Source organism: Mesorhizobium sp. M00.F.Ca.ET.216.01.1.1 (assembly GCF_004010325.2).
GTDB lineage: Bacteria > Pseudomonadota > Alphaproteobacteria > Rhizobiales > Rhizobiaceae > Mesorhizobium.
In genome coordinates this window covers 1-20,585 of the sequence record NZ_SADR02000006.1, presented here as the reverse complement: position 1 = coordinate 20,585, position 20,585 = coordinate 1, and the positions used below count along the sequence as shown (strand labels likewise).

Here is a 20,585-nt window from a genome sequence, read left to right as displayed (position 1 = left end):
TTGTCGGAGAAGGGAAGATCCCTCACCTCACCTCGGACTCCGGATCGACCGGGATCTGCATGGCGGTGTGGTTGGTCTGCCGGCCGTTTCAATTCCCAAGTGAATGCCCCGAAACCTCGGCGCCCGCAGCCGGCGGCAATGCCAGGAAGCGGAACGACGCGGCGAGCCCGATCACGCCGATCGCCAGGAAGGCGATGCGGAAGTCAACGAGGTCGAGCGCCGGCGCGCCCCTGGCGATCTGCGACAGGTTGAGGATCGCCGCCGCGACCGCAACGCCGAACAGCATCGCCACCTGCTGTAGCATGCTGGACAACGTCGCCGCCGAGCTGCGCTGCGCCGAAGCGATATCGGCGAAGGCCAGCGTGTTGAGCGCGGTGAACTGCATCGAGCGCGACAGGCCGGCAATCAGCATCAGCGCCACTACCAGCGCCTGCGGCGTCTGCGGCGAGATCGCCGCGCAAGCCATGATCGACGCGGAGGCGATCACCCCGTTGATGACCAGCACCGAACGGAAGCCGAAACGCCTGAGCGTCGGCGTCGTCACCGCCTTCATGCCGAGATTGCCGAGGAAATAAGCCAAGATCATCATGCAGGCAGCGACGGGACTCAGGCCGAAACCGACCTGGAACAAGAGCGGCAACAGGAATGGCGTGGCGTTGATCGCCACGCGGAAAATCGTGCCGGCCGACAGCGTCGATAGGGCAAAGGTTAGCACCCTGAACGCCGACAGGTCGAGCAACGGATGTTGTGCGCGCGCCAGATGCCGCACCGCCAGCCAGCCGACCAGGATGCCGGCGGCAAGCAGCGTCACGGTCGGCAAGGCGCCATCTTCCGGATGGGCGATGCGCTCGAGGCCGTAGAGCAGGCAGGCGAGCCCGACCGACGTCAGGAAGAAGCCCGGCCAGTCGAGCGGCCTGGTCTCGGCTTCGCGGTCTCCAGGAATGAAGTAGGCGACCAGCAACAGGCCGGCCACGCCGAGTGGAATGTTGATGAAGAAATTCCAGTGCAGGAGAGATAAGTGGTGATGAAGCCGCCAAGCACCGGCCCGACAACCGGCGCGAACAGCGCCGGCCAGGTGATCAGCGCCGTGGCGTTGAGAAGTTCGGACTTCGACGCATTGCGCAGCACCAGGATGCGGCCGACCGGTGTCATCAGCGCGCTGCCCAGGCCCTGCACCGCGCGCGCGGCGCGCGCCATCGGCAGCCACGCAATTGCCGGCAAACGATGACGTACCGGGGTTGAACAGCATACGGGCGCTGCCAGAGACGGATCAACAAGCTTTCGTGTCGCGTCGTGGCCTGTTATGCGATGAATTGAGCCTGGAACTCGCCTTCACAGCGATCTCGCTTTGCCCTCCTGACAGGGAATCTTCTCCGCATGAAGCCCATCTATATCGACTATCTCAACGCGCTCGACATCGAAGCGCTTGATATGACCGATGCCGAAATCATCGATGCGGTTGAGGCCGGCCTGGTGGCGCAAGGCAACGGCCAGACGGTGATCGAACCCCGCGTCCATCTCGAGCCGGACCCCTCCTTCCACGGCCATTTCAATGTCCTGCGCGGCTACGTCGCGCCGCTCGATGCAGCCGGCGTCAAGATCGTTGGCGACTATGTCGACAATTACCTGCATGGCCTGCCGTCGGAATTCGGCATCCTCAACCTGTTCGATCCGCGCACCGGCACGCTGCACGCCATCCTCGACGCCACCGTCATCACCGACATGCGCACCGGCGCCGTAACCGCCATCGGCGCAAAACACTTGGCGAAAAAGACATCGAAGGTGCTCGGCCATGTCGGCGCGCGCGGCACCGCCTACTGGAACGTGCGCCTGCTCGACCATCTCTTCGACTTCGACGAGATCCGTGTGCATTCGCGCCGGCCGGAAAGCCGCGACGGCTTTGCCGCAAAACTGTCCGCCGATCTCGGCAAGCCGGTCACGGCGGTCGCCGACTGGCGCTCATGCGTCGAGGGTGCCGATATCGTCGTCGAGGCCTCGCGGCTGCCGGAACCGCAGCCGCTGCTCAAGACGGAATGGATCAAGCCCGGTGCGCTGGTGGTGCCCTACGGCACAATGAGCGCGGTGGAATTGTCGCTCACCGACATCATGCAGAAGATCGTCGTCGACGACTGGGGCCAGTGCAAGACCGGCAAGTTCGGTTCGCTGCGCGCCCATGTCGAGACCTGGCGGCTCAGTGAAGAGACGCTGTACGCCGAACTTGGCCAGATCGCCGCCGGGCGCAAGGTGGGGCGCGAGAGCGACGAGGAGACGATCCTGTTCTGGCATCGCGGCCTGTCGCTCTCCGACATCGCGCTGGGCAAGGCGATGCTGGCCAAGGCGCAGGCGCAAGGCATCGGCCAGAGGCTGCGCTTCGCATGAGCGCGCTCGTCCTCACTGGTGATGGCGTCAGCGTCGAGGATGTCGCGGCCGTTGCCCGCGGCAGCCGCAAGGTGGAGATAGCACCAGCGGTCATGCAGAGGCTGGACAAAGCGCGAAAAGTGCTCGATGGCGCCGCTGCGTCCGGCCAGCAGATCTATGGGCTGAACACCGGGCTCGGTGCCAATCTCGGCACGTCGGTCAGCGGCGACGCCAGCGCCTTCCAGCGCCAGTTGCTGGAGGGACGCAGCGGCGCGGTCAGTGACCCGCTGCCGCAAGAGATCGTACGCGCGACGATGCTTGCCCGTGCGGCAATGCTTTCGGTCGGTGGTTCAGGCATTTCGCCTCACGTGTTTGTCGCACTCGTCGACACGCTCAATGCCGGCGTTCATCCGGTGATGCCGTCGCTTGGCTCGATCGGCGCCGGCGATCTGGTGCTGATGGCAGCACTTGGCCGTATGCTGATCGGCGACGGCGAAGCCGACTATCAGGGGCGGCGCATGCCGGCGGCCAAGGCGCTGGCGATGGCGCGCCTCGCTCCAGTCAGCCTCGCGCCGAAGGACGGGTTGTCGCTGATCAACGCCTCGGCGGTGTCAGCCGGCAGCGGCGCGCTGGCGGTGGTCGATGCACTGTCCGCCTTCGCGCAGCAACAGCAGACGGGTGCGCTGACCATGGAAGGCATCGGCGCCAACCGCACGCTCCTCGATCCGCGTCTGCACCTGGCACGGCCGGCTGCCTGCCAGCAACTGGCGGCAAAGGGCTTGCGCGATCTGCTTGCCCGCGACGAGGCGCCAGCGCCGACGAGTTTGCAAGATCCGCTGTCGATTCGCTGCATGCCGTCGATCCATGGCGCCCTGATCCAGGCGATCGATCAGGCGCGGCTAGCGGTCGAGATCGAACTCACCGCCGCCGCCGACAACCCGCTGGTGCTGGGTGATGACGAGCTGGTGCTGTCGACAGGCAATTTCCACACCGCGTCGCTGGCGCTGGCCTTCGAGACGCTCGGCCTGGCAATCGCGCAGAGTGCAGCCGCCTGCGCTGCTCGTTTCATCCAGCTCACAGGCTCTGGCCGCAACGGCCTGCCCAGATATCTGTCGCCGCTTGGTGGCACGTCGGCCGGTTTCGTGCCGCTGCAGAAGACGGTGACCGCAATCCTCGCCGCGATTCGCCACAAGGCCAATCCGGTGATGCTCGACTTCCTGCCGGTCTCAGAAGGCGTCGAGGATCATGCGACGCAAACACCTCTGGCTATTTCGAAATGCGCGGACATGATCGTGCTGTGGCGGCGGCTGATCGCCTTTGAACTGATGGCCGCTGCTCAGGCGATTGACCTGCGCGACGGGCTGACATTGGCGCCGGCCACCGCGGCAATTCATGCGGCCGTGCGCGCGCTCGTTCCACCGCTCAAAGGTGATCGTCCTCTGGGTAGGGACGCCGAGGCGCTCTACGCCACGCTCGCCAGTGGGGCGTGGCAGGCGTAGAAAGCCAAACGAACGAACACTAGAAGACGATTGTCTTGTGGCCGTTGAGCATGACACGGGCCTCGAGATGCAGCTTTACGGCCCGTGCCAGCACGCGGCTTTCTATGTCGCGGCCAACGGCCACGAAATCCTCAGCGCTCATCGCATGTGTGACGCGTTCGGTTTCCTGTTCGATGATCGGGCCTTCGTCGAGGTCTGATGTGACGTAGTGCGCCGTTGCGCCGATCAGCTTGACGCCGCGGTCGAAGGCCTGGTGGTACGGCTTTGCGCCCTTGAAGCTCGGCAGGAAGGAATGGTGGATGTTGATCGCCCGCCCGAACAGCCGGTCCGACAGGCCTTTCGAGAAGACCTGCATATAGCGCGCCAGGACGACGAGTTCGGATCCCGTCTCCTGCACGAGATCCAGCAATTTCTGCTCCTGTTCGGCCTTATTTTCCCTGGTCGTCGGCCAATGGTGGAAGGGGATGCCCTCCAGCTCGGCGAAGCGCCGGGCATCTTCATGGTTGGAGACGACTGCGGCGACCTCGGCATTCAGCCAGCCGACCCTGATCTGGTAAAGCAGATGCAGAAGTGCGTGGTCGAATTTCGACACCATGACGATGATCTTCGGGCGACGAACCTGATCGACCAGCGCGGTTTTCATCCCGAACCGGTCGATGGACGATTTCAGGGTCCGCTCCACATCATCCTTCGTCGAGCCTGCCGGGCTGGTGAATGCAATCCGCATGAAAAAGCGGCCGGTCTGCCGATCCCAGAACTGGCTGCTTTCGACAATGTTGGCTCCGCTCGCGGCAAGCTCAGTCGTGACCGCGGCGACGATCCCCGGCCGGTCTTCGCACGAAAGAGTGAGGATATGGACTGGCCCCACACCGCCAATCGCATCATTGTTGTCAGGTTTCACGCGCCGTCGATCCTTTTCATGAACAGGCTGAGCTCAGCCTGATCCATATGCACCACATGCCGGTCTTCGGGATAGGCCATGCTGTTCACGTCGGCGACATATTCGGAAAAAGCGGCGACGCGTTCCGCCTGCAGGCGGTCGTATTCGGCGGCGAAATTGCGATAGACCTTGGAATGGCGGGGCATGTGGCCGCGGTTCTGGCCTAGGATGTCGTCGGCAAACAGATATTGCGCGTCACAGCCGGTGCCCGCCCCCATCGACAGCATGATCAGCGAGGTTCGTTCCGAGATCGCCTTGGCCACCTCGACCGGCACCACCTCGATCTCGGCGCCGATGGCGCCGGCGGCCTCATACTGCTTCACCGCCTCGTACACCTGCATGGCGGTGTTGGCGGTCTTGCCGACGGCCTTGAAGCCGCCGGTCCAGGTGGCGCGCGACGGGATCAGGCCGACATGGCCGATCACGGGAATCGCGTCGTCGGCCAGCCGCTTGACGGTGGCGAAGCCGGCGCTGCAATAGACCGCGTCGGCGCTGGCCTTGTAGAGCCGGAACGCCCACCGCACGAAATCGTCGGCGGTGCCGATCTCGTAGAAATTGTCACCCGGCATGGTGAACAGGCTCGGCGCCGCATCGCGATATTGCGGATTGAGCACCAGCTCCGCCGGCACCGAAACGATATCGATCCCGGCTCTTTCGGCGGCTTCGGCCTCGTCCATGGTCAGCACGCGCAGCATCGTCAGCTGCCGCTTGCCTTTCATGGCGCGCAGGTCTGCAATCGTGGGTCTCTTCCGGCTCATCGATTTTCGTTCCTTATGTTGCGTATTATGGCAGGCTGGTTACCCGATCTGGATCATCACCTTGCCGGCCTCGACCTTGACCGGATATGTCCTGAGGTTGACGCAGACAGGTGCACCCTTGGCCTGGCCGGTCTTGTAGTTGAAGCGGCCATTGTGCTTGGGGCATTCGATGATGTCGTCCATCACCAGCCCATCGGCCAGATGCGCTTGCTCATGGGTACAATACCCGTCGGTGGCGAAAAACTCATCGTCCGGGGAACGATAGATCGCGAAGGTGCGGCCGCCATGATCGAAGCGGATGACATCCTCTTCGTCCACATCGTCCACGGCGCACGCTTCAACCCAATCGGCCATCTCTGCCTCCTGTCCTGCCAACGACATGTTGCCGGCGAAACCTATTCCGCCGCTGCCGACATGTTCACGTCGTGGAACTCGCCACGGTAGGGCCGCGCCGTCGGCGGCAGCTCGCGCTTGAGGAAGTAGTCCTCGTATTTGAGCTGCTTGAGCAGGACCGGCCAGACCTCGCGATAGGCATGCCATATCGACGGGTTCGGCTCGGGCAAATCGTGTTTGATCAGCTCGTGCAGCCGGGGCAGCGCATGATAGGGTACCATCGGGAACATGTGATGCTCGACGTGGTAGTTCATGTTCCAATAGATGAAGCGGCTGATCGGGTTCATGTAGACGGTGCGGGTGTTGAGCCGGTGGTCGACGACGTCGTCGGCGAGACCAATATGCTGCAGCAGTCCGGTCATCACCATGTGCCAGGTGCCGTAGAGGCGCGGCAGCCCGACGAGCACCAGCGGCTGCCAAGACCGCGTGTAGACAGCAAGCGCTATCGTCGCGATGTAGATGACAACATGCCAGCGCGCGGCGATGACGGCCTTGTGCTGTTCCATCTCGGGAACGTAGCTTTTCTCATCAGGCGTGAGCTTGCCAAACGCCTGGCGTACCAGCGCCGGTAGCGAATAGCGAAAATCGAGGATCCCGGTGAAGGCGAGTGCCGCGCGCAAAAGGTCCGGTGGGCGCATCACGGCAATTTCGGCATCGCGTCCGACGATGATGGTGTCGGTGTGATGGCGGGCGTGGCTCCAGCGCCAGGTCACCGGGTTGCGCATCAGCATGAAGCTGGCGATGTGGTAGACCACATCGTTCATCCAGCGCGTGCGGAAGGCGGTGCCATGGCCGCATTCGTGCCAGCGCGAGTCGCTGGACGAGCCATAGAGCAGGCCGTAGACGAAGAAGAACGGCACGCACCACCAGCTGCCCCAGAAATAAATGCCGCCGGCAGCGGAAGCCAGGATAGCGACGATCCAGATGACCGTGTCGCGGATCGCCGGGCCGTCGGAACGCTGCATCAGTTCCTTTATCGCCTTGCGGGAGACGTCGGTATGATACCATTCGGCCGAAGCCAGTCCCGTCTCAATCGCCCTGCGCGTGCTCTCGCCGACCAGGCTGTAGTCGCGCTTTTTCGTCATGCCTGTCATGTTGACCTCCGGTTTCCCGACCGCGCATCGCCAAGGCCGCTTGGGACCGACCCCGACGCCGCTGCGCGCACCCTTTGATCTCCGGCCCGCCGGCCAAAGCAGCTAAGCATGTTTCGCATCTCGATCATGCCCTGCCCGCCAATCTCGGGAAATTGCCCGACGGCTGCGGATAATCCTGCTGCGGTTGCCTGGCAATCGCTGCGATCCTGCTTTCAGCAGCCGCGATGCTGCCGGCGCCGTCGAGAACCCGGAACACCGCATCGTAGGAACGGCTTTCACCATATTCCAGCCAGATCATCTCGCCGCGTTGGCGCGCCGCGAGATTGCCGAGCACATGATGCGTCGACGGCTCTATGCCCAGTGCATACTGCCCGGCCTGGAAATTCTGCCATTGATAGCTGCAGGGCAACTGGTCTTTTCGCGTGACCACCTCGAAGCCGAGGCCAAGCCGGTCGTTGACCACGGCCACCGGCACTTCGCCCGCACCGTCGGCGCCGAGCTCGTGCTGCCAGACCTGCTCGCTGAAACCCAATTGCGGCGCCGGCACCGTGCGGTAGCCGACCTTCTGCGCCTGGTAGCGCTCGCCGGCATGCCCGGCCCACACCACGTCCCGGATCGGCGCCAGATAGCGCGAGCCTTCGTCCAGCACCGGATGGCTGACATTGATGTGGTAGAAATACATATGCGGCGTCCGGCTGAAGCCGTGATTGACGACGCGGTCCGAAAGCCGGATCTCGTTGCCGCCGACGTCGGCTTCGATCCGGCGCAACAGATGCAGGTCCTCGCCGAACACCGTCGATTGCTGGACGATGCCTTCGGCCCACAGCACGCAGCGGTCGCCATCCCACGCCTCGCCACAACCGGTCAGCCGCGCCGGAATGGTGCTGACGCGACCATGCAGCGAATGGATAACGGTTTTCTTGCCTGGGTAGTTGTAGCTGTCAGCCGGCACTTCGCTGCGGCCCAAAATATGGTCGAGACCGCAGGTCAGCAGCAGGCCGGAAAACGAGCGCGCCCAGGCAAGGCCCTGCTCGCCCTCGTAGTCGTGCAGGCCTGGGTGACGGAAGCCGCTCGGCGAATGCCAGCCGATCGCCTGGCCCTTGAACTCGCAGTCGGCGATGTCAAGCGCCCGGTCGACGAGCGCGGTGAAGCGCAGGCCCGAGCCGGTGCGGAATTCAAGCATGCGGATGCCGCGCTCGACCCCGTCGCCCAGCGTCATCAGCCGCACGCCGGCGAATTGCGACAGCGCGCCCGCTCGCTCCGAAACCTGCCGGCGCGAAAGCGTTTTGCCGTAAAGCTCTACCATATGACGGCCAGTTCCTTCACTTCGCTCTCGCTTGCTTGAGCAGGGCTGACATGTCGGCGCCGGTGATGATGCTTTCCACAGTCAGCAGATCGGTATCGGCGACCGTCTGCTCTGCGACGATCTCACCACGGCGCATGACGATGATGCGGTCGGCGACCTGGAAGACGTGATGGATGTTGTGGGTGATCAGCAGCACCGAATGACCGGCCTCGCGCACCTCCTTGACGAAGCGCAGCACGCCATGCGTTTCCTCCACGCCGAGATTGTTGGTCGGCTCGTCGAGGATGATGACTTTGGCGGCGAACTGCATGGCGCGCGAAATGGCGATCGACTGCCGCTCACCACCGGAAAGCGTGCTGACCAGCGCATCGGCGTCGAGCTTTTTCGAGATGCCGACGCGCTTCAGCAAGGCGGAGGCGGCATCGCGCAGCCTGGCCAGATCGAGCGGCGCGAATACGCCCAGCCATTTGAGATTGACCGGCTCGCGGCCGAGAAAGAGATTGCGCGCGATGCTGAGATCCGGCGCCAGCGAGGTGTCCTGGTGGATGGTCTCGATGCCGAGGTCCATCGCGTCACGCGTCGAGCGGATGGAAACCTTCTGGCCGCGCACGTAGATGTCGCCGCGGTCGACCGGGAAGACGCCGGAGATCGCCTTGATCAACGTCGATTTGCCGGCGCCGTTGTCGCCAAGCAAGGCCACCACCTCGCCCTCGTTGAGCGCGAAGGACGCGTTCTTCAGCGCACGCACGCTGCCGAAGGATTTTTGCAAGTTCTGCAGCCGAAGCACTTCCATGGTTAGCTCCTTGGGCGTTCTTCTGCAGCAAAGCGTGCAGGATGAGCATGGCGAGGATGATAACGCCGACAAAGATGTTGTAGGCGAGCCCGGGCACGCCGATCAGCACGATGCCGTTGCGGATACTACGCAGCATCAGCGCGCCGACGATCGTCCCCAGGATAGTGCCGCGCCCGCCGGTCAGAGCCGTGCCGCCGACCACCACCATGGCGATCACCTCGAGTTCGTAGCCGGTGCCGGCCACCGGCGAAGCGGCCGAGATGCGGAAGGCGCTGATCATGCCGGCCAACCCTGCCAGCACCGAGGTCAGGATGAACAGCCAGATCTTGACCGCTTCGGCGGGCACGCCGCGCGCTACCGCGGCATTGCGGTTCGAGCCGATGGCGCTGATCCAGTTGCCGAGCTTGGCGTAGCGCAGAACATAGATCGCCAGCAGCGACAGGCCGACGAACCACCACAGTGAGGTGTAGAACCGGAATGAGCCGATGTTGAAGCTGCCGGCCAAGAGCGTGACGAAGAAGCCGGGCTGGTTCCAGGATTTCAGCGGAAAGCCTTGCGTGATGTACAGTGCTGCCCCGCGCACGACGAGCAGCATCGACAGCGTGACCAGGAAGGAGGAAATGCCGATCTTGGTCACGATCAGCCCGTTGATCGCGCCGATCGCCACGCACAGCAGGAGGCCCGCAAGCAGCGCCATGCCGATATCAGCGTCGCCGTTCTGCACCAGGAGCATGACCACGACCGGCGCCAGCCCGAACACGGCGCCGACCGACAGGTCGAACTCGCCCGCCGTCAGAAGCAGCGTCATGCCGAGCGCGATGATGCCGAGCTCGGGCAGGAACGCCATCATGTTGGAGATGTTGAGCGGCGACAGGAAATTGCCGTCGGCGACGGCGAACACCGCCAGCAATATGATGAGGATGACGAAGGATGAGAATTGCGGCGAGCGCATCAGGCCCGATCTGCTTTTCACGACAGGCACGTCGTCTTCTGCTGTGATTGCCATAACTGCCTGGTCCATGCTTCCGGGTGGCGCCCGCCGCTTCCGGCGGACGCCTGTTTCACTTGTCGTAGAGCTTCAGGATCGGTTCGACGCTTGATGCGTCATAGAGGCTGAAGGTGTGGATGTCGTAGCCGATCGGTTCGCCCGAGGCGGCGAGCCCGAGCAACGCCACCGGCATGAAGCCTTGCGCCGACGGGAACTGCCAAGCAGCCGCATTGACAAAGCCGGCCTTGACGGATTCGGCCGTCCCCCTGGAATTGCCCCAGCCGACGACCGGGATCTTGCCGGCCGGCACGCCGGCGCCGTCGAACACCCGCTTGACGCTCGCCGCGACGGAATCACCGAGCGCGATGATCGCCGGCGGATTGTTGGCCACCATGTAGTCGGTCATCTTGGCGATGATGCCGGCCGGATCGGTGCCGCAATCGACCACGTCGTATTTGATGCCGAGCGGATCGAACACGCTGGCGATGCCTTCAGTCTCCAGCTGCTGGTAGCTGGCGCCTGGCACTTCCACCGGCAGAAACACCTTGTCGCCTTGCTTCACCATCTTGTGATCGACCAGGTACTTGGCCCAGATGACGCCGGCCTCCTTGAGGTCGGCACCGACATAAGCCTGCCGCCCGGTTGCCGGATCGTCGGTGTTGAAGAACACGATCGGGATGCCGGCCGCCCTGGCCGCCTTGATTTCCTCTGTCCACAGGCCGGGCTGTGCCGAAGTGGTGGCGATGCCGTCCGGCTTGGCGGCAAGTGCCGAGTTGAAGGCTTCCTTCTGCGCCGCCATGTCGCCACCGCTGAAGGAGATCTTGCAGGTCACCTTGAGCTGGTCGCACGCCTTGGTCGCGCCGGCGTTCCAGTCGATCCAGAACGCGTCCGACGGACCGCCATGCGACAGCAGATAGAAGGTCTTCTCCTGCGCCAACGCCGGCGAGCCGAATGCGACGCCTGCCACCAAAGTCGCTGCGGCCGCCAGTTTCAATCCAAGCTTCAACATTTCTCTTCCTCCCTTGCATTGGGGCCGAAACGCGCCGTCGCAAAACGGGCGGCGCGCGGTGGCCGTCACAGACCGTTGGCGCGGAACTTCCCGTCGAGGAATTTCTTGGCGCGCGGCACGTCGTCCTCCGAAAGGTGCTCGATGATGACCGGGATGTTCGGGTGCTTTTCAGCCAGCCGCTTGAGATAGAGGTCGTAGTTCAGCGAACCGAGGCCCGGCGCCGGCAGCTCGATCTCGCCGACGCCGCGGAAAGTGTGGCTCTCCAGCGCGTCCTCGTCGCCGATATCGGCGTGCTTCTCCGACTTGTCGCCGCCCGAGCGCTTGACGTCCTTGGCGTGGGCAATCTTGATCTTGTCGGTCAGCGTGTCGAACACCTGATTCAGGATCTGGTCCATCCTGTCGATGTTGTGCGTCTCGAAATAATTGGTCGGGTCCATCAAAAGGCCGAGGCCGGGGTGGTCGACCTGCGCGAATATCTTCACCGTCTCTTCGACCGAGCCGACGACATTGTTGACATAGGTTTCCAGCAGGAAAACCGCGCCGTGGTCATAGGCCGTCTGGGCAAGGTCGGCGATGACCTTGCGGCACTCCTCGAAACCTTCCTCGGTCTTGTTCTTCGGGTGATGCACCCAGTCGGATTCGGTGTTGTAGGTGCCGGTCTCCGAGATCACGTAAGGGGTGCCGAAATGGCGCGCGTTACGGACTATCTCCTTCAAATAGCCGACCCGCCTCTCGCGCTCGGCCTTGTCCGGATGAATGATGTTGGTGTAGCCCGACACGCAGCAGATCGGCAGGTTGTGATCGCGGAACGTGTCGCGCACGGTCCTCGCCTTGTCCTTGGTGATCTGCCCGGCCGACAGATCGACATCTCTAAAATGCAGGTCGAGCTGCACCGTGTTGAAATCGAGCGCGCGGATCTTCTGCGCGGTTTCCTTGAGGCCGTACGGGAAATAGCCCGTGAAGATACCTGCCTGCATCATGGTGTGAGTTCCTCCCTGTAAGCGATTCAGTTGATTGGTGATTCAGTCTGTCGAGACTTCGGAAAGCCTGACCGTGCGGCCCTTGTCGATCGAGCGATAGCCGGCTTCGACCAGCGCCATGGTCTTGACGTTGTCGGCGACGGAAAGCGCCGGCGGCGTGCCGGTCTTCACTGCGTGCTGGAGCTGCTCCATGACGCCGATGAAGGCATGCGGGAACCACATCGTGTCCCAGCTGGGCGTGACCCATTCGCCGCCGGTGGTCTCGGTCGAGGCATAGGTGAGCGTCGAGGCAGAACCGGTCGGCCAGCCGATCGTGCCCTTGGCGACGCCCTTTGTGCCGTCGACGCGCCAGTTGATGTGCTGGTCGTCCTTGTAGCCTTCCTGGCGCGGGCCGGACCAGACGTCCTCCAGCGACACGGCGAGCACGCCGGACGGGAACTTGATCGTCGACACGGTGATGCCGTCGGAGTGATCGAAGCGCGTGCGCGGGTCCTTGCGGGTCAGCGTCGTGATCTCGTCCGGATCGCCGAACAGGAAGCGCAGCACGTCGAGATGATGCACGCTCATGTTGGCGAGCGTCAGCCGGTCATAATCTTCCAGGAAGGTCTGCCAATGCGGGATCGCATGCATGTCGATCTGCGCGAAGACGATATCGCCGAGCGCGCCGCTGTCGATGATCTGCTTCAAGACGCGCATCGACTGGTCGTAACGCATGTTCTGGTTGACCGAGAGGATCTTTCCGGCTCTGGCCGCCTCGTCGCGCAACTTGATGGCCTCGTCGAGCGACAGCGCCAGTGGCTTCTGCGCCAGGATCGCCTTGATGTGCTGCTGCTTCAGCGCATGGCGGATCAGCGCCGGCTGCTGGTCCGGCGGAAACGCATGGTCGATGATCTCGACATTTGTGTCCTCGATCAGCTGTTGTGGCGTGTCGTGGACGGTCGGGATGCCCCAGCGCTTGGCGACCTTCTCGGCGCTGGCCTTGGTGCGCGAGGCGATCGCCACCACTGGAAAACCGGCCTCATGATAGGCGGCAAGATGGCATTCGGCCATGATCATACCGGCGCCGACGCAGCCGATCTTGTATTCCTTGGTGCGGACTTTCACGTCCGGCTCGAAACCGTTGCTTGCCATCTGATCCTCCGGAAGCTTGTTCCTTGCGGTCGCTGTCATCGCGCCAGCGCTCCCCCGCTCTGCCCGAAATAATGCACGCGGCCTGGCTCACAGGATATCGCCACCATCGCGTCTGGCCTGATGTCGGGTTGGCCGCGCAGCAGCGCTCTCAGTCGCGCCTGCCCGGCGACGAGTGTCACCACGGTATAGCCGCCGAGCGGCTCGACCTCGAACACCCGCGCCGGGCGGCCCGCACCCCCAACCGATATTCCCCCCTCTGATACTCCCCCATCAGACCAGGGCCGCACCTTGATATCTTCCGGCCTGACCCCGATCTCGACGGCATCGGCCGGAGCAGCCGCATCCGCAATGCGGATCGTGCCTTCGGCGGCCTCGACGCCACCCTCGCCGCGCACCGATTTCAATATGTTCATCATCGGCGAACCGAGCAGCCGCGCCACATAGGTGCTGGCTGGGCGGTCGTAGATCTCGGCCGGCGCGCCGATCTGCCTGATCCTGCCGCTCTCCAGGATGGCCATGCGGTCGGCGACCGACATCGCCTCTTCCTGGTCGTGAGTGACAAAGACCAGCGTCTTGCCGAGCTCGCGCTGGATGCGCTTCAGCTCGACGCGCGTCTCCTCGCGCAGCCGGGCGTCGAGCGCCGAAATCGGGTCGTCCATCAGATAGGCGGCCGGGTCTCGCACCAGCGCGCGAGCGATCGCCACGCGCTGCCGCTCACCGCCCGAAAGCTGCGCCGGCGGCTTGTGCAGGATATGACCGATATGCAGCTTGGTCGCGACATCGGCGACGCGCTTTTCGATCTCGGCCTCGGCGACCCTGCGTTCGACAAGCGGAAAGCGGACATTGTCGAGCGCGCTCATATGCGGAAACAGCGCCAGGTTCTGGAACACCATGGCGACGTTGCGCTCGGCCGGCGACACCGCGTTGACCGGCTTGCCGCCGATCAGGATCTCGCCTGTGTCCGGGGTCTCCAGCCCGAGCACCAGCCGCAGCAGCGTCGACTTGCCCGACAGCGGCGGCCCGAAGAAGCAGAAGAACTCATTGTCGTTGACCATGAACGAGGCGTCGTCGACAGCGAGAGTGCTGCCATAGCGTTTCGTCACATTGCGAAAGATTATATCGGCCATGGTCTCAGCCCGCTCTCATAGCCCGGCCGGCAGCAGCGTCGAAGACGCGCACTGACGGTTCGGCCGGGGCGATAACGGCGGTTTGCCCGATCGCCAGCCCGACATCGTTCTCGAACACCGCCTTCACCGCGGTCTCACCCTCGCCGAGATGGACAATGGTGCGCGCGCCAATCCGCTCGACGAAGCTCACCGGCATCGACAGGCCGCTGCCGCTTTCGACCAATGTCACCTGCTCCGGGCGAAAGCCGTAAAACACTTCGCCGCGGGCGCGGCGTACGGTGTCAGCAATCCCGGCCGGCAGCGGCGGTGTCGCGCCAAGCGGCCCGAGGTCGATGACCAGACCACGGTCACTCTCTGCCGGCCTGCCCTTGAGGAGGTTCATGCCGGGCGCGCCGATGAACCGCGCGACGAAGACATTGGCCGGATCGTTGTAGACCTCGAGCGGCGTGCCGACCTGCTGCAGAATGCCATGGTCCATCACCGCGATACGGTCGGCCATGGTCATGGCTTCGAGCTGGTCATGGGTGACATAGACCATGGTCTGCCGGAACTGGCGCTGCAATTGCTTCAGTTCGGTCCGCATCACCGCCCGGAAGGCGGCGTCGACATTGGACAGCGGCTCGTCCAAGAGGAAGATCGCCGGCTCCATGATCGTCGAACGGCCGATTGCCACCCGCTGCAAAATGTTGACCGACAGCCTGTCGGCCTTGCGGTCGAGCAGCGGCGTCAGTTGCAGCATCTCGGCGATAGTGCCGACGCGGCGGTCGATCTCGGCCTTCGCCGCGCCGCGCATCTTCGGGCCGTAGGCGAGGTTCTGCCGCACGCTCATATGGGTGAAGATCGCGTAATTCTGGAAGACGAAGCCGACGCCGCGCCGCCCCATCGGCACACCGGCCATGTCGCGGTCGCCGAACAGTATCTTGCCGCTGGTCGGCTCTTCCATGCCGGCGATCATGTTCATCGTCGTCGACTTGCCGCAGCCGGACGGCCCGAGCAGCGCCATGAACTCGCCGTCGGCGATGGCGAGGTCCATCGTCTTCAGCGCGGTGAAGTCGCCGAATTTCTTGACCAGGTTCTGCAGGTGGATGGTGCTCATACCGGCATCTCCCGAGCCCGGGCCATGCGCTTCATGGCAAAGACGGCGGCGATGGAAAGAACGATCAGTATGGTCAGCGCGATCGCAGCCACATAGCCCCAGATCAGGTCCTGGGTGGTGACCTTGTAGATGTAGACGGAGATGGTCTCGGTGGCGACGCCGGGACCGCCGCCGGTCATGATGTAGAGCGTGTCGAAGATCTTGAAGTTCTCGATCACCCGGATCGCCAGCGCGATAATGATGATCGTCTTCATCTTCGGCAGCACGATGGTGACGAAGCGCTGCCAGGGATTGGCGCCGAGCAGCGTCGCCGCCTTGATCTGGTCCTCGGGAACGCCGACCAGGCCGGCAAGCAGGATGAGGAACATCAGCGGCGTCCACTGCCAGATATCGGCGACCATGACGGCGATCAGCGCCAGCGTCGGGTCCGACAGCCAGGCGATGGTGACGGGCATGCCTGATATCGCCGACAGGATGTCATTCACTGGACCGCCCGACTGAAACAGCATGAAGAACATGTAGCCGGCCACCGCCGGCACCACCATCATCGGCATCAAGAGGATCGAGTAGAAGATCCGCTTGCCCGGAAATTCGTCGGCAAACAGCGTGGCCAGCGCCAGGCCGAGGAGGAACTCTGCCGGCACGCAGATGATCATGACGATCGCCGTACGCTTCAACGCGCTCCAGAAGCGCGCATCGGCGGCAAGGTCGGTGTAGTTGGCAAAACTGTTCCACAGCGACCAGGCGCTCCACCAGCCAAAGCCGGACAGCGGCGACCAGTCGGTCAGGCTGATGTAGAGCTGCATCAAGAGCGGGAAGAGTGCGATGAACAGCACCAGGATCTGCGCTGGCAGCGTCAGCCGGAAGCCGAGCCGCGCGCCCTCGTCCCGCAAGGCCGGTTTTGCCAGGACGGCTTCCATGGCGTCCTCCGAAATCGCGACATTGACGGCACTCATTGCTTGAGCGCTCCGAACGTCAGCCCGCGCACGAGGTGGCGCTGGATGGCGACGCCCATGATGACGGGCGGCACGGCAGCGATCAGGCCGAGCGCGGCCTTGGCACCGTAGAGCTGTCCGGTCATCGAGGACGACAGCGAGGCCATGTAGACCGGGATCGTCACCCATTCGCGCGTCGTCAGCAGCAGCGCGATCAGATAGTCCGACCAGTTGAGGATGAAGACGAAGAGTGCTGCACTTGCCAAAGGCGCGCGCATCATCGGCAGCGTGATGCGGGTGAAGACCCGCAGCCGCGAACAGCCCTCGACGAGTGCGGCCTCCTCGATCTCGCGCGGCATATCGTCAAAGAAGGTCTTCATCAGCCAGAAGGCGAAGGGCAGCGTGACGATGCCGTAGATCAGCGCGAGACCCCACCAGCTGTCGGTGAAATTGAGGAAGGACCACATGATCATGACAGGGATCATGACCGCCATCGGCGGAAACAGCCTGAGCTGGATCAACGCAAGCGGCAGGTTCTGGCCCGAGCCGAAGCGCGACAGCCCGTAGGCGGCGGAGGTGCCGGCCGACATGGCGATCGCCGTTCCGAACACCGCCGACAATAGCGACGAGGCGATCGGCTTCAGCGCGGTGCGGTCGAGCGCGACGATGAGATTGTTGGTCGACTCGCCGAAGACGAAGCGGAAATTGCTGAGCGTCGGGTTCTTCGGCCACCAGGTCAGCTCGGCGCCGGTCGCCGACCATTCGGCGATCGGCTTGAAGGCCATCGACACCATCCACAGGATTGGCACCAGCGTCACCGCCATCGCCGCCAGGATCGCGGCATAGCGGAATATCTCAAAAGGAATGGAGCGCTTCATCTCGCAGCTTTGCTGGTATCGTCGTTTGCGAAGGGGAGGAGCATTCACTCCTCCCCTTCATTAGGATCCTGGGAGGAGGATCAAGCGACCGGATCGAGGACTGTTGGCCAGGCCTCCTTGTTGGTCTTGATGGCTTCGAGAAGCTTGTCCTCGCCGGTGCGGCGGGCGATCTTCTTCCACTCGGCCTCGGTATCGGCCATCGCCTGCTCGGCGGTCTTGGCCTTGGTCAGTGCGGCGACGAGGTTCTCGTCCAGTGCATTGTGGAAGGCGGTGGCGCCGGGATAATTGATGGTCGGCACGGTACGGGCGACCGTCTCGCGCACCACGTCCATGTGGTAGGCGTGATAGGTCTGGCGGACCAGCGGGTCGGAGAAGTCCGACAGCCGGAACGGGTCGAAATAGCCGCCCGGATTGGCCGTCAGCCACGCATAGATGCGGCTCGACCCCAACCACTGCAGGAACAGGTAGCACGCCTCCGGGTTCTTGGCCTGCGTCGAGACCGAAGCCGACAGGTTGAGCCACAGCACCGAGCGGCTGACCAGCTTGCCGTCGATCTCGCGGCCGGGCGGCAGCATCGAGCCGATCTTGCCGGTGACCTGGGAATCCTTGTTGCCGGCATTGTCGAGGAATTTCGGCAGGTTGGAGAAGGCGCAGGTCATGGCAGCACCGCCCTTGGCGAAGTTGCCGTACTGCTCCGGCCAGCCCCACGAGATCGCGTCCGGCGAATGATGCGCAAGCGACGCGATATATTCGTTGGTTGCCGCGATACCCTGCTCCGAATTGATCAGCGGCTTGCCGCTGTCGTCGAACAGGAACTGATTGGGCGAAGCCATCGAGACGTAGCGCTGGTACCAGTTGGTGTAGCCCCAACCCTGGTTGCGCAGGTCGGTCGAACCGAACAGGCCCTTGTCCGGCCGCTGGAAGAAGACCGCGATGTCGTCATGCTGCTTCCAGGTCTTCGGTGGCGCCAGTTGGTAGCCGTACTTGTCGGAGAAGGCTTTCTTCTCGGCCGCGTCGCCGAACAGGTCGGTGCGATAGACCCAGGTCTGGAAGTCGCCGTCCAGCGACACACCATAGGTCGAGCCGCGATACTGGTTGAGCAGCGACACGCCTTTGGCGCCGTTGACGTAGCCGCGCTCGGGATCGTCCCATTCCGGCTTGTGCTGGGCGACGAAGTCGTCGAGCTTCAGGATGCCGCCGGTTTCGGCGAGGTCGCCGAGGCGGTTCCACTCGACGGCGTAGATGTCATAGGCCCCACCCTTGGTGGAGATGTCCTGCATCGTCTTGGTGAATTCCTGGCCGTTCGGCACGCCTACGATCTCGAGCGGAATGCCGGTTTCCTTTTCCCACAGATCCTTGATCGAGGGCGCGCCGGCCGGGAACGGCTGCGTCAGCTGGCCGATCGAACCGTCGGACAGGCCGAGCACGATCTTGGCCGGCGCCTTGCCGGCACCCTTCATCGCCTTGATTGCCTCGATGGCGCGGCCTTCGGGTGTATCGGGGCCATATTGATAACGCTCCGAGCCGTCGAAGCCCGTCGGGCCGCCGATCATGCCCGGCGCCAGGGCGTCGGCCGCATAGGCGCGGCTGGGACGAATGAATTTCGGCGCGATACCTGCTGCGGCAACAAGCACCACCGCCTTTCCACCGGACGACAGCAAGCGCCGCCGCGACACGCGGATCAAATTCGACATTGGAAACTCCTCCCTCAGGGCCTGTTCCTCCATGGCCCATATGATGGATATTGACGGCAGTATGGGAGAACTGTCAACATCATAAATACTCAAAACACGTCATAACATCTCAGTGAGGGAGAAAATGCCGTCCACCAGGTCATCATACCGCACTCGCTGCTTGAAATTGAGGGAACCGTGCGCCGCGCCGGCTCGCTTCGACCCGGCTCGACGATTTGGTGTAGCGCAGCGGCTTGCGCATCGGCCAAGGCCGGTTACATCATTTCCCATCAGAATCGCGGATGAACCTCATCCGTGTTCCGACCGGGAATTGCGCGATTTTGATGCCCCCTGTAGCGCACATACAATGAGGTAATCGACTGTGCGGTCAACCCTGACAGACATAGCCCGGGAAGCCGGCGTTTCCGCCGCCACGGTCGACCGTGTGCTCAACAACCGCCCGGGTGTGCGGGCACGCACGCGCGAAATCGTGATCGAGATGGCGCAGCGGCTTGGCTACATAGCGGAAGGCCCGAACGGAGCGCCGCCGCAAAGGGCCCTGCCTGGCGATGTCATCCGGCTCGACTTCGCGCTGCCTGCCGGCACCAATTCCTTCATCAAGATGCTGCATCGCCACATCGAGGCGCAGGCGCTCTCCAGGCCTGATCTCGACGTGCATGTCGCCACGATCGAAGGCTTCAATCCCGACCGCCTTGCCCGGCTGCTGCAGGAATTGCGCGGCCGCACACAAGGCGTCGGCGTGATCGCGCTCGACCACCCGACGGTCCGCGAAGCGATCCGCTCACTGTCGGCCAACGACGTCAAGGTCGTCACCATCGCCTCAGACATCCTGCACGTACCGCGGGTCGCTTACATCGGCATCGATAACCGTGCCGCCGGCCGTCTCGCCGGCTACCTGCTCAACCGCTTCATGGGCACCGGGCATCCGGGCAAGGTCGCGCTGTTCGCCGGCTCGCTGTCCTATCGCGGCCATGAGGAACGCGAGATGGGCTTCCGCCACATACTGACGGAGGAATCGCCCAATCTGCAGATCGTCGAGATGCGCGAGATGCTCGACGACCGGGAAAAGGCCTATTCAGAAGCTTCCGCTTTGCTTGAGCGCCACTCCAACCTTGCCGCGATCTACAATGTCGGCGCCGGCAACACCGGCATCGCTCGCGCGCTCAAGGAGCGCGGCCGCGAACATTCGATCGTTTTTCTCGGCCATGAAGTGACGGAAGGCACCAAGGACCTTTTGCTCGACGGCACGCTCGACGCGGTCATCGACCAGAACCCGCGCGTCGAGGCCCGCGAAGCGCTCAACACCTTGACCCATGCCGTCAGGGGATTGCCCTACGAACTGCACCAGCCCAGGCTGCAGGTGATCTTCAGGGAAAACATCCCAGAGATCTGAACCTTCCCGGTGCAGTCGTTAATTGACACTCTCGCCAGGATTGACTCAAAGCCTCTAGATGTGAGCGGTGCATGAAGGAACCGGATAAGAGAAGGCTGCATAGATGGCCGAGGCCTATATCTGCGATTACATCCGCACGCCGATCGGACGCTTCGGCGGGCAGTTAGCCTCGATCCGCGCGGATGACCTCGGCGCGATACCCCTGGGGGCACT

Annotated in this window: 17 protein-coding genes and 2 pseudogenes; 3 read left to right on the top strand and 16 right to left on the bottom strand. The window is 63.4% G+C overall.

The window, feature by feature from the left end:
• Positions 1 to 88: 88 nt before the first annotated feature.
• Positions 89 to 1,182: pseudogene (locus tag EN859_RS09990) on the bottom strand (MFS transporter); the annotation flags it as partial.
• Between the two features lie 195 nt (positions 1,183 to 1,377).
• On the opposite strand from EN859_RS09990, the gene EN859_RS09985 reads away from it, so the two are divergent.
• Together EN859_RS09985 and hutH are read left to right on the top strand one after the other, a co-directional pair.
• Positions 1,378 to 2,379 (top strand): ornithine cyclodeaminase family protein, encoded by a 1,002-nt coding sequence (locus tag EN859_RS09985; protein ID WP_127853194.1) that lies wholly within the window; start codon positions 1,378 to 1,380, stop codon positions 2,377 to 2,379.
• Entirely contained in the window at positions 2,376 to 3,857 is a 1,482-nt protein-coding gene (hutH, locus tag EN859_RS09980) for a histidine ammonia-lyase (RefSeq protein WP_127853193.1), read from the top strand. The genes EN859_RS09985 and hutH overlap by 4 nt, the downstream gene beginning before the upstream one ends.
• Positions 3,858 to 3,876: 19 nt before the next feature.
• Here hutH and purU read toward each other — a convergent pair whose 3' ends face one another.
• The 15 genes and pseudogenes from purU to EN859_RS09905 all read right to left on the bottom strand — a co-directional run bounded on the left by purU (position 3,877) and on the right by EN859_RS09905 (position 18,979).
• Entirely contained in the window at positions 3,877 to 4,758 is an 882-nt protein-coding gene (purU, locus tag EN859_RS09975; protein WP_127853192.1) for a formyltetrahydrofolate deformylase, read from the bottom strand.
• Positions 4,755 to 5,555, bottom strand: a complete 801-nt coding sequence (locus EN859_RS09970; protein WP_127853191.1) for a 3-methyl-2-oxobutanoate hydroxymethyltransferase — start codon at positions 5,553 to 5,555, stop codon at positions 4,755 to 4,757. The genes purU and EN859_RS09970 overlap by 4 nt, the downstream gene beginning before the upstream one ends.
• 39 nt (positions 5,556 to 5,594) lie before the next feature.
• Positions 5,595 to 5,909 carry a MocE family 2Fe-2S type ferredoxin gene (locus tag EN859_RS09965; RefSeq protein WP_127853190.1) on the bottom strand — a complete coding sequence of 105 codons (315 nt, stop codon included), beginning with the start codon at positions 5,907 to 5,909 and terminating at the stop codon, positions 5,595 to 5,597.
• 41 nt (positions 5,910 to 5,950) lie between these two features.
• Complete coding sequence (locus EN859_RS09960) at positions 5,951 to 7,033, bottom strand: fatty acid desaturase family protein (protein WP_189501831.1); 1,083 nt, start codon at positions 7,031 to 7,033, stop codon at positions 5,951 to 5,953.
• A 133-nt stretch (positions 7,034 to 7,166) separates the two neighbouring features.
• Positions 7,167 to 8,348, bottom strand: coding sequence for an aldose 1-epimerase family protein (locus EN859_RS09955; protein ID WP_127853188.1), 1,182 nt, complete (start codon positions 8,346 to 8,348; stop codon positions 7,167 to 7,169).
• A gap of 16 nt (positions 8,349 to 8,364) precedes the next feature.
• Complete coding sequence (locus tag EN859_RS09950) at positions 8,365 to 9,141, bottom strand: ATP-binding cassette domain-containing protein (protein WP_127853187.1); 777 nt, start codon at positions 9,139 to 9,141, stop codon at positions 8,365 to 8,367.
• 13 nt (positions 9,142 to 9,154) lie between these two features.
• Positions 9,155 to 10,162 (bottom strand): annotated as a pseudogene (locus EN859_RS09945) (ABC transporter permease); the annotation flags it as partial.
• Positions 10,163 to 10,202: 40 nt separating this feature from the next.
• Positions 10,203 to 11,138, bottom strand: a complete 936-nt coding sequence (locus tag EN859_RS09940) for a substrate-binding domain-containing protein (RefSeq protein WP_127853186.1) — start codon at positions 11,136 to 11,138, stop codon at positions 10,203 to 10,205.
• Between the two features lie 65 nt (positions 11,139 to 11,203).
• Positions 11,204 to 12,118 carry a sugar phosphate isomerase/epimerase gene (locus EN859_RS09935; protein WP_127853185.1) on the bottom strand — a complete coding sequence of 305 codons (915 nt, stop codon included), beginning with the start codon at positions 12,116 to 12,118 and terminating at the stop codon, positions 11,204 to 11,206.
• Between the two features lie 42 nt (positions 12,119 to 12,160).
• Positions 12,161 to 13,249, bottom strand: coding sequence for a Gfo/Idh/MocA family oxidoreductase (locus EN859_RS09930; protein WP_127853184.1), 1,089 nt, complete (start codon positions 13,247 to 13,249; stop codon positions 12,161 to 12,163).
• A 35-nt stretch (positions 13,250 to 13,284) separates the two neighbouring features.
• Positions 13,285 to 14,376, bottom strand: a complete 1,092-nt coding sequence (locus tag EN859_RS09925) for an ABC transporter ATP-binding protein (RefSeq protein WP_127853183.1) — start codon at positions 14,374 to 14,376, stop codon at positions 13,285 to 13,287.
• Between the two features lie 4 nt (positions 14,377 to 14,380).
• Positions 14,381 to 15,472, bottom strand: a complete 1,092-nt coding sequence (locus tag EN859_RS09920; protein WP_127853182.1) for an ABC transporter ATP-binding protein — start codon at positions 15,470 to 15,472, stop codon at positions 14,381 to 14,383.
• Positions 15,469 to 16,428, bottom strand: coding sequence for a sugar ABC transporter permease (locus EN859_RS09915; RefSeq protein ID WP_127853181.1), 960 nt, complete (start codon positions 16,426 to 16,428; stop codon positions 15,469 to 15,471). The genes EN859_RS09920 and EN859_RS09915 overlap by 4 nt, the downstream gene beginning before the upstream one ends.
• Entirely contained in the window at positions 16,425 to 17,285 is an 861-nt protein-coding gene (locus tag EN859_RS09910) for a carbohydrate ABC transporter permease (protein WP_127853180.1), read from the bottom strand. The genes EN859_RS09915 and EN859_RS09910 overlap by 4 nt, the downstream gene beginning before the upstream one ends.
• An 80-nt stretch (positions 17,286 to 17,365) precedes the next feature.
• Positions 17,366 to 18,979 carry an extracellular solute-binding protein gene (locus tag EN859_RS09905; RefSeq protein ID WP_127853179.1) on the bottom strand — a complete coding sequence of 538 codons (1,614 nt, stop codon included), beginning with the start codon at positions 18,977 to 18,979 and terminating at the stop codon, positions 17,366 to 17,368.
• Positions 18,980 to 19,340: 361 nt separating this feature from the next.
• Here EN859_RS09905 and EN859_RS09900 point away from each other — a divergent pair, with 361 nt between their 5' ends.
• The gene (locus EN859_RS09900; protein ID WP_127853178.1) at positions 19,341 to 20,372 is read left to right on the top strand and encodes a LacI family DNA-binding transcriptional regulator; all 1,032 of its coding nucleotides are present in this window, start codon (positions 19,341 to 19,343) and stop codon (positions 20,370 to 20,372) included.
• Positions 20,373 to 20,585 lie beyond the last annotated feature (213 nt).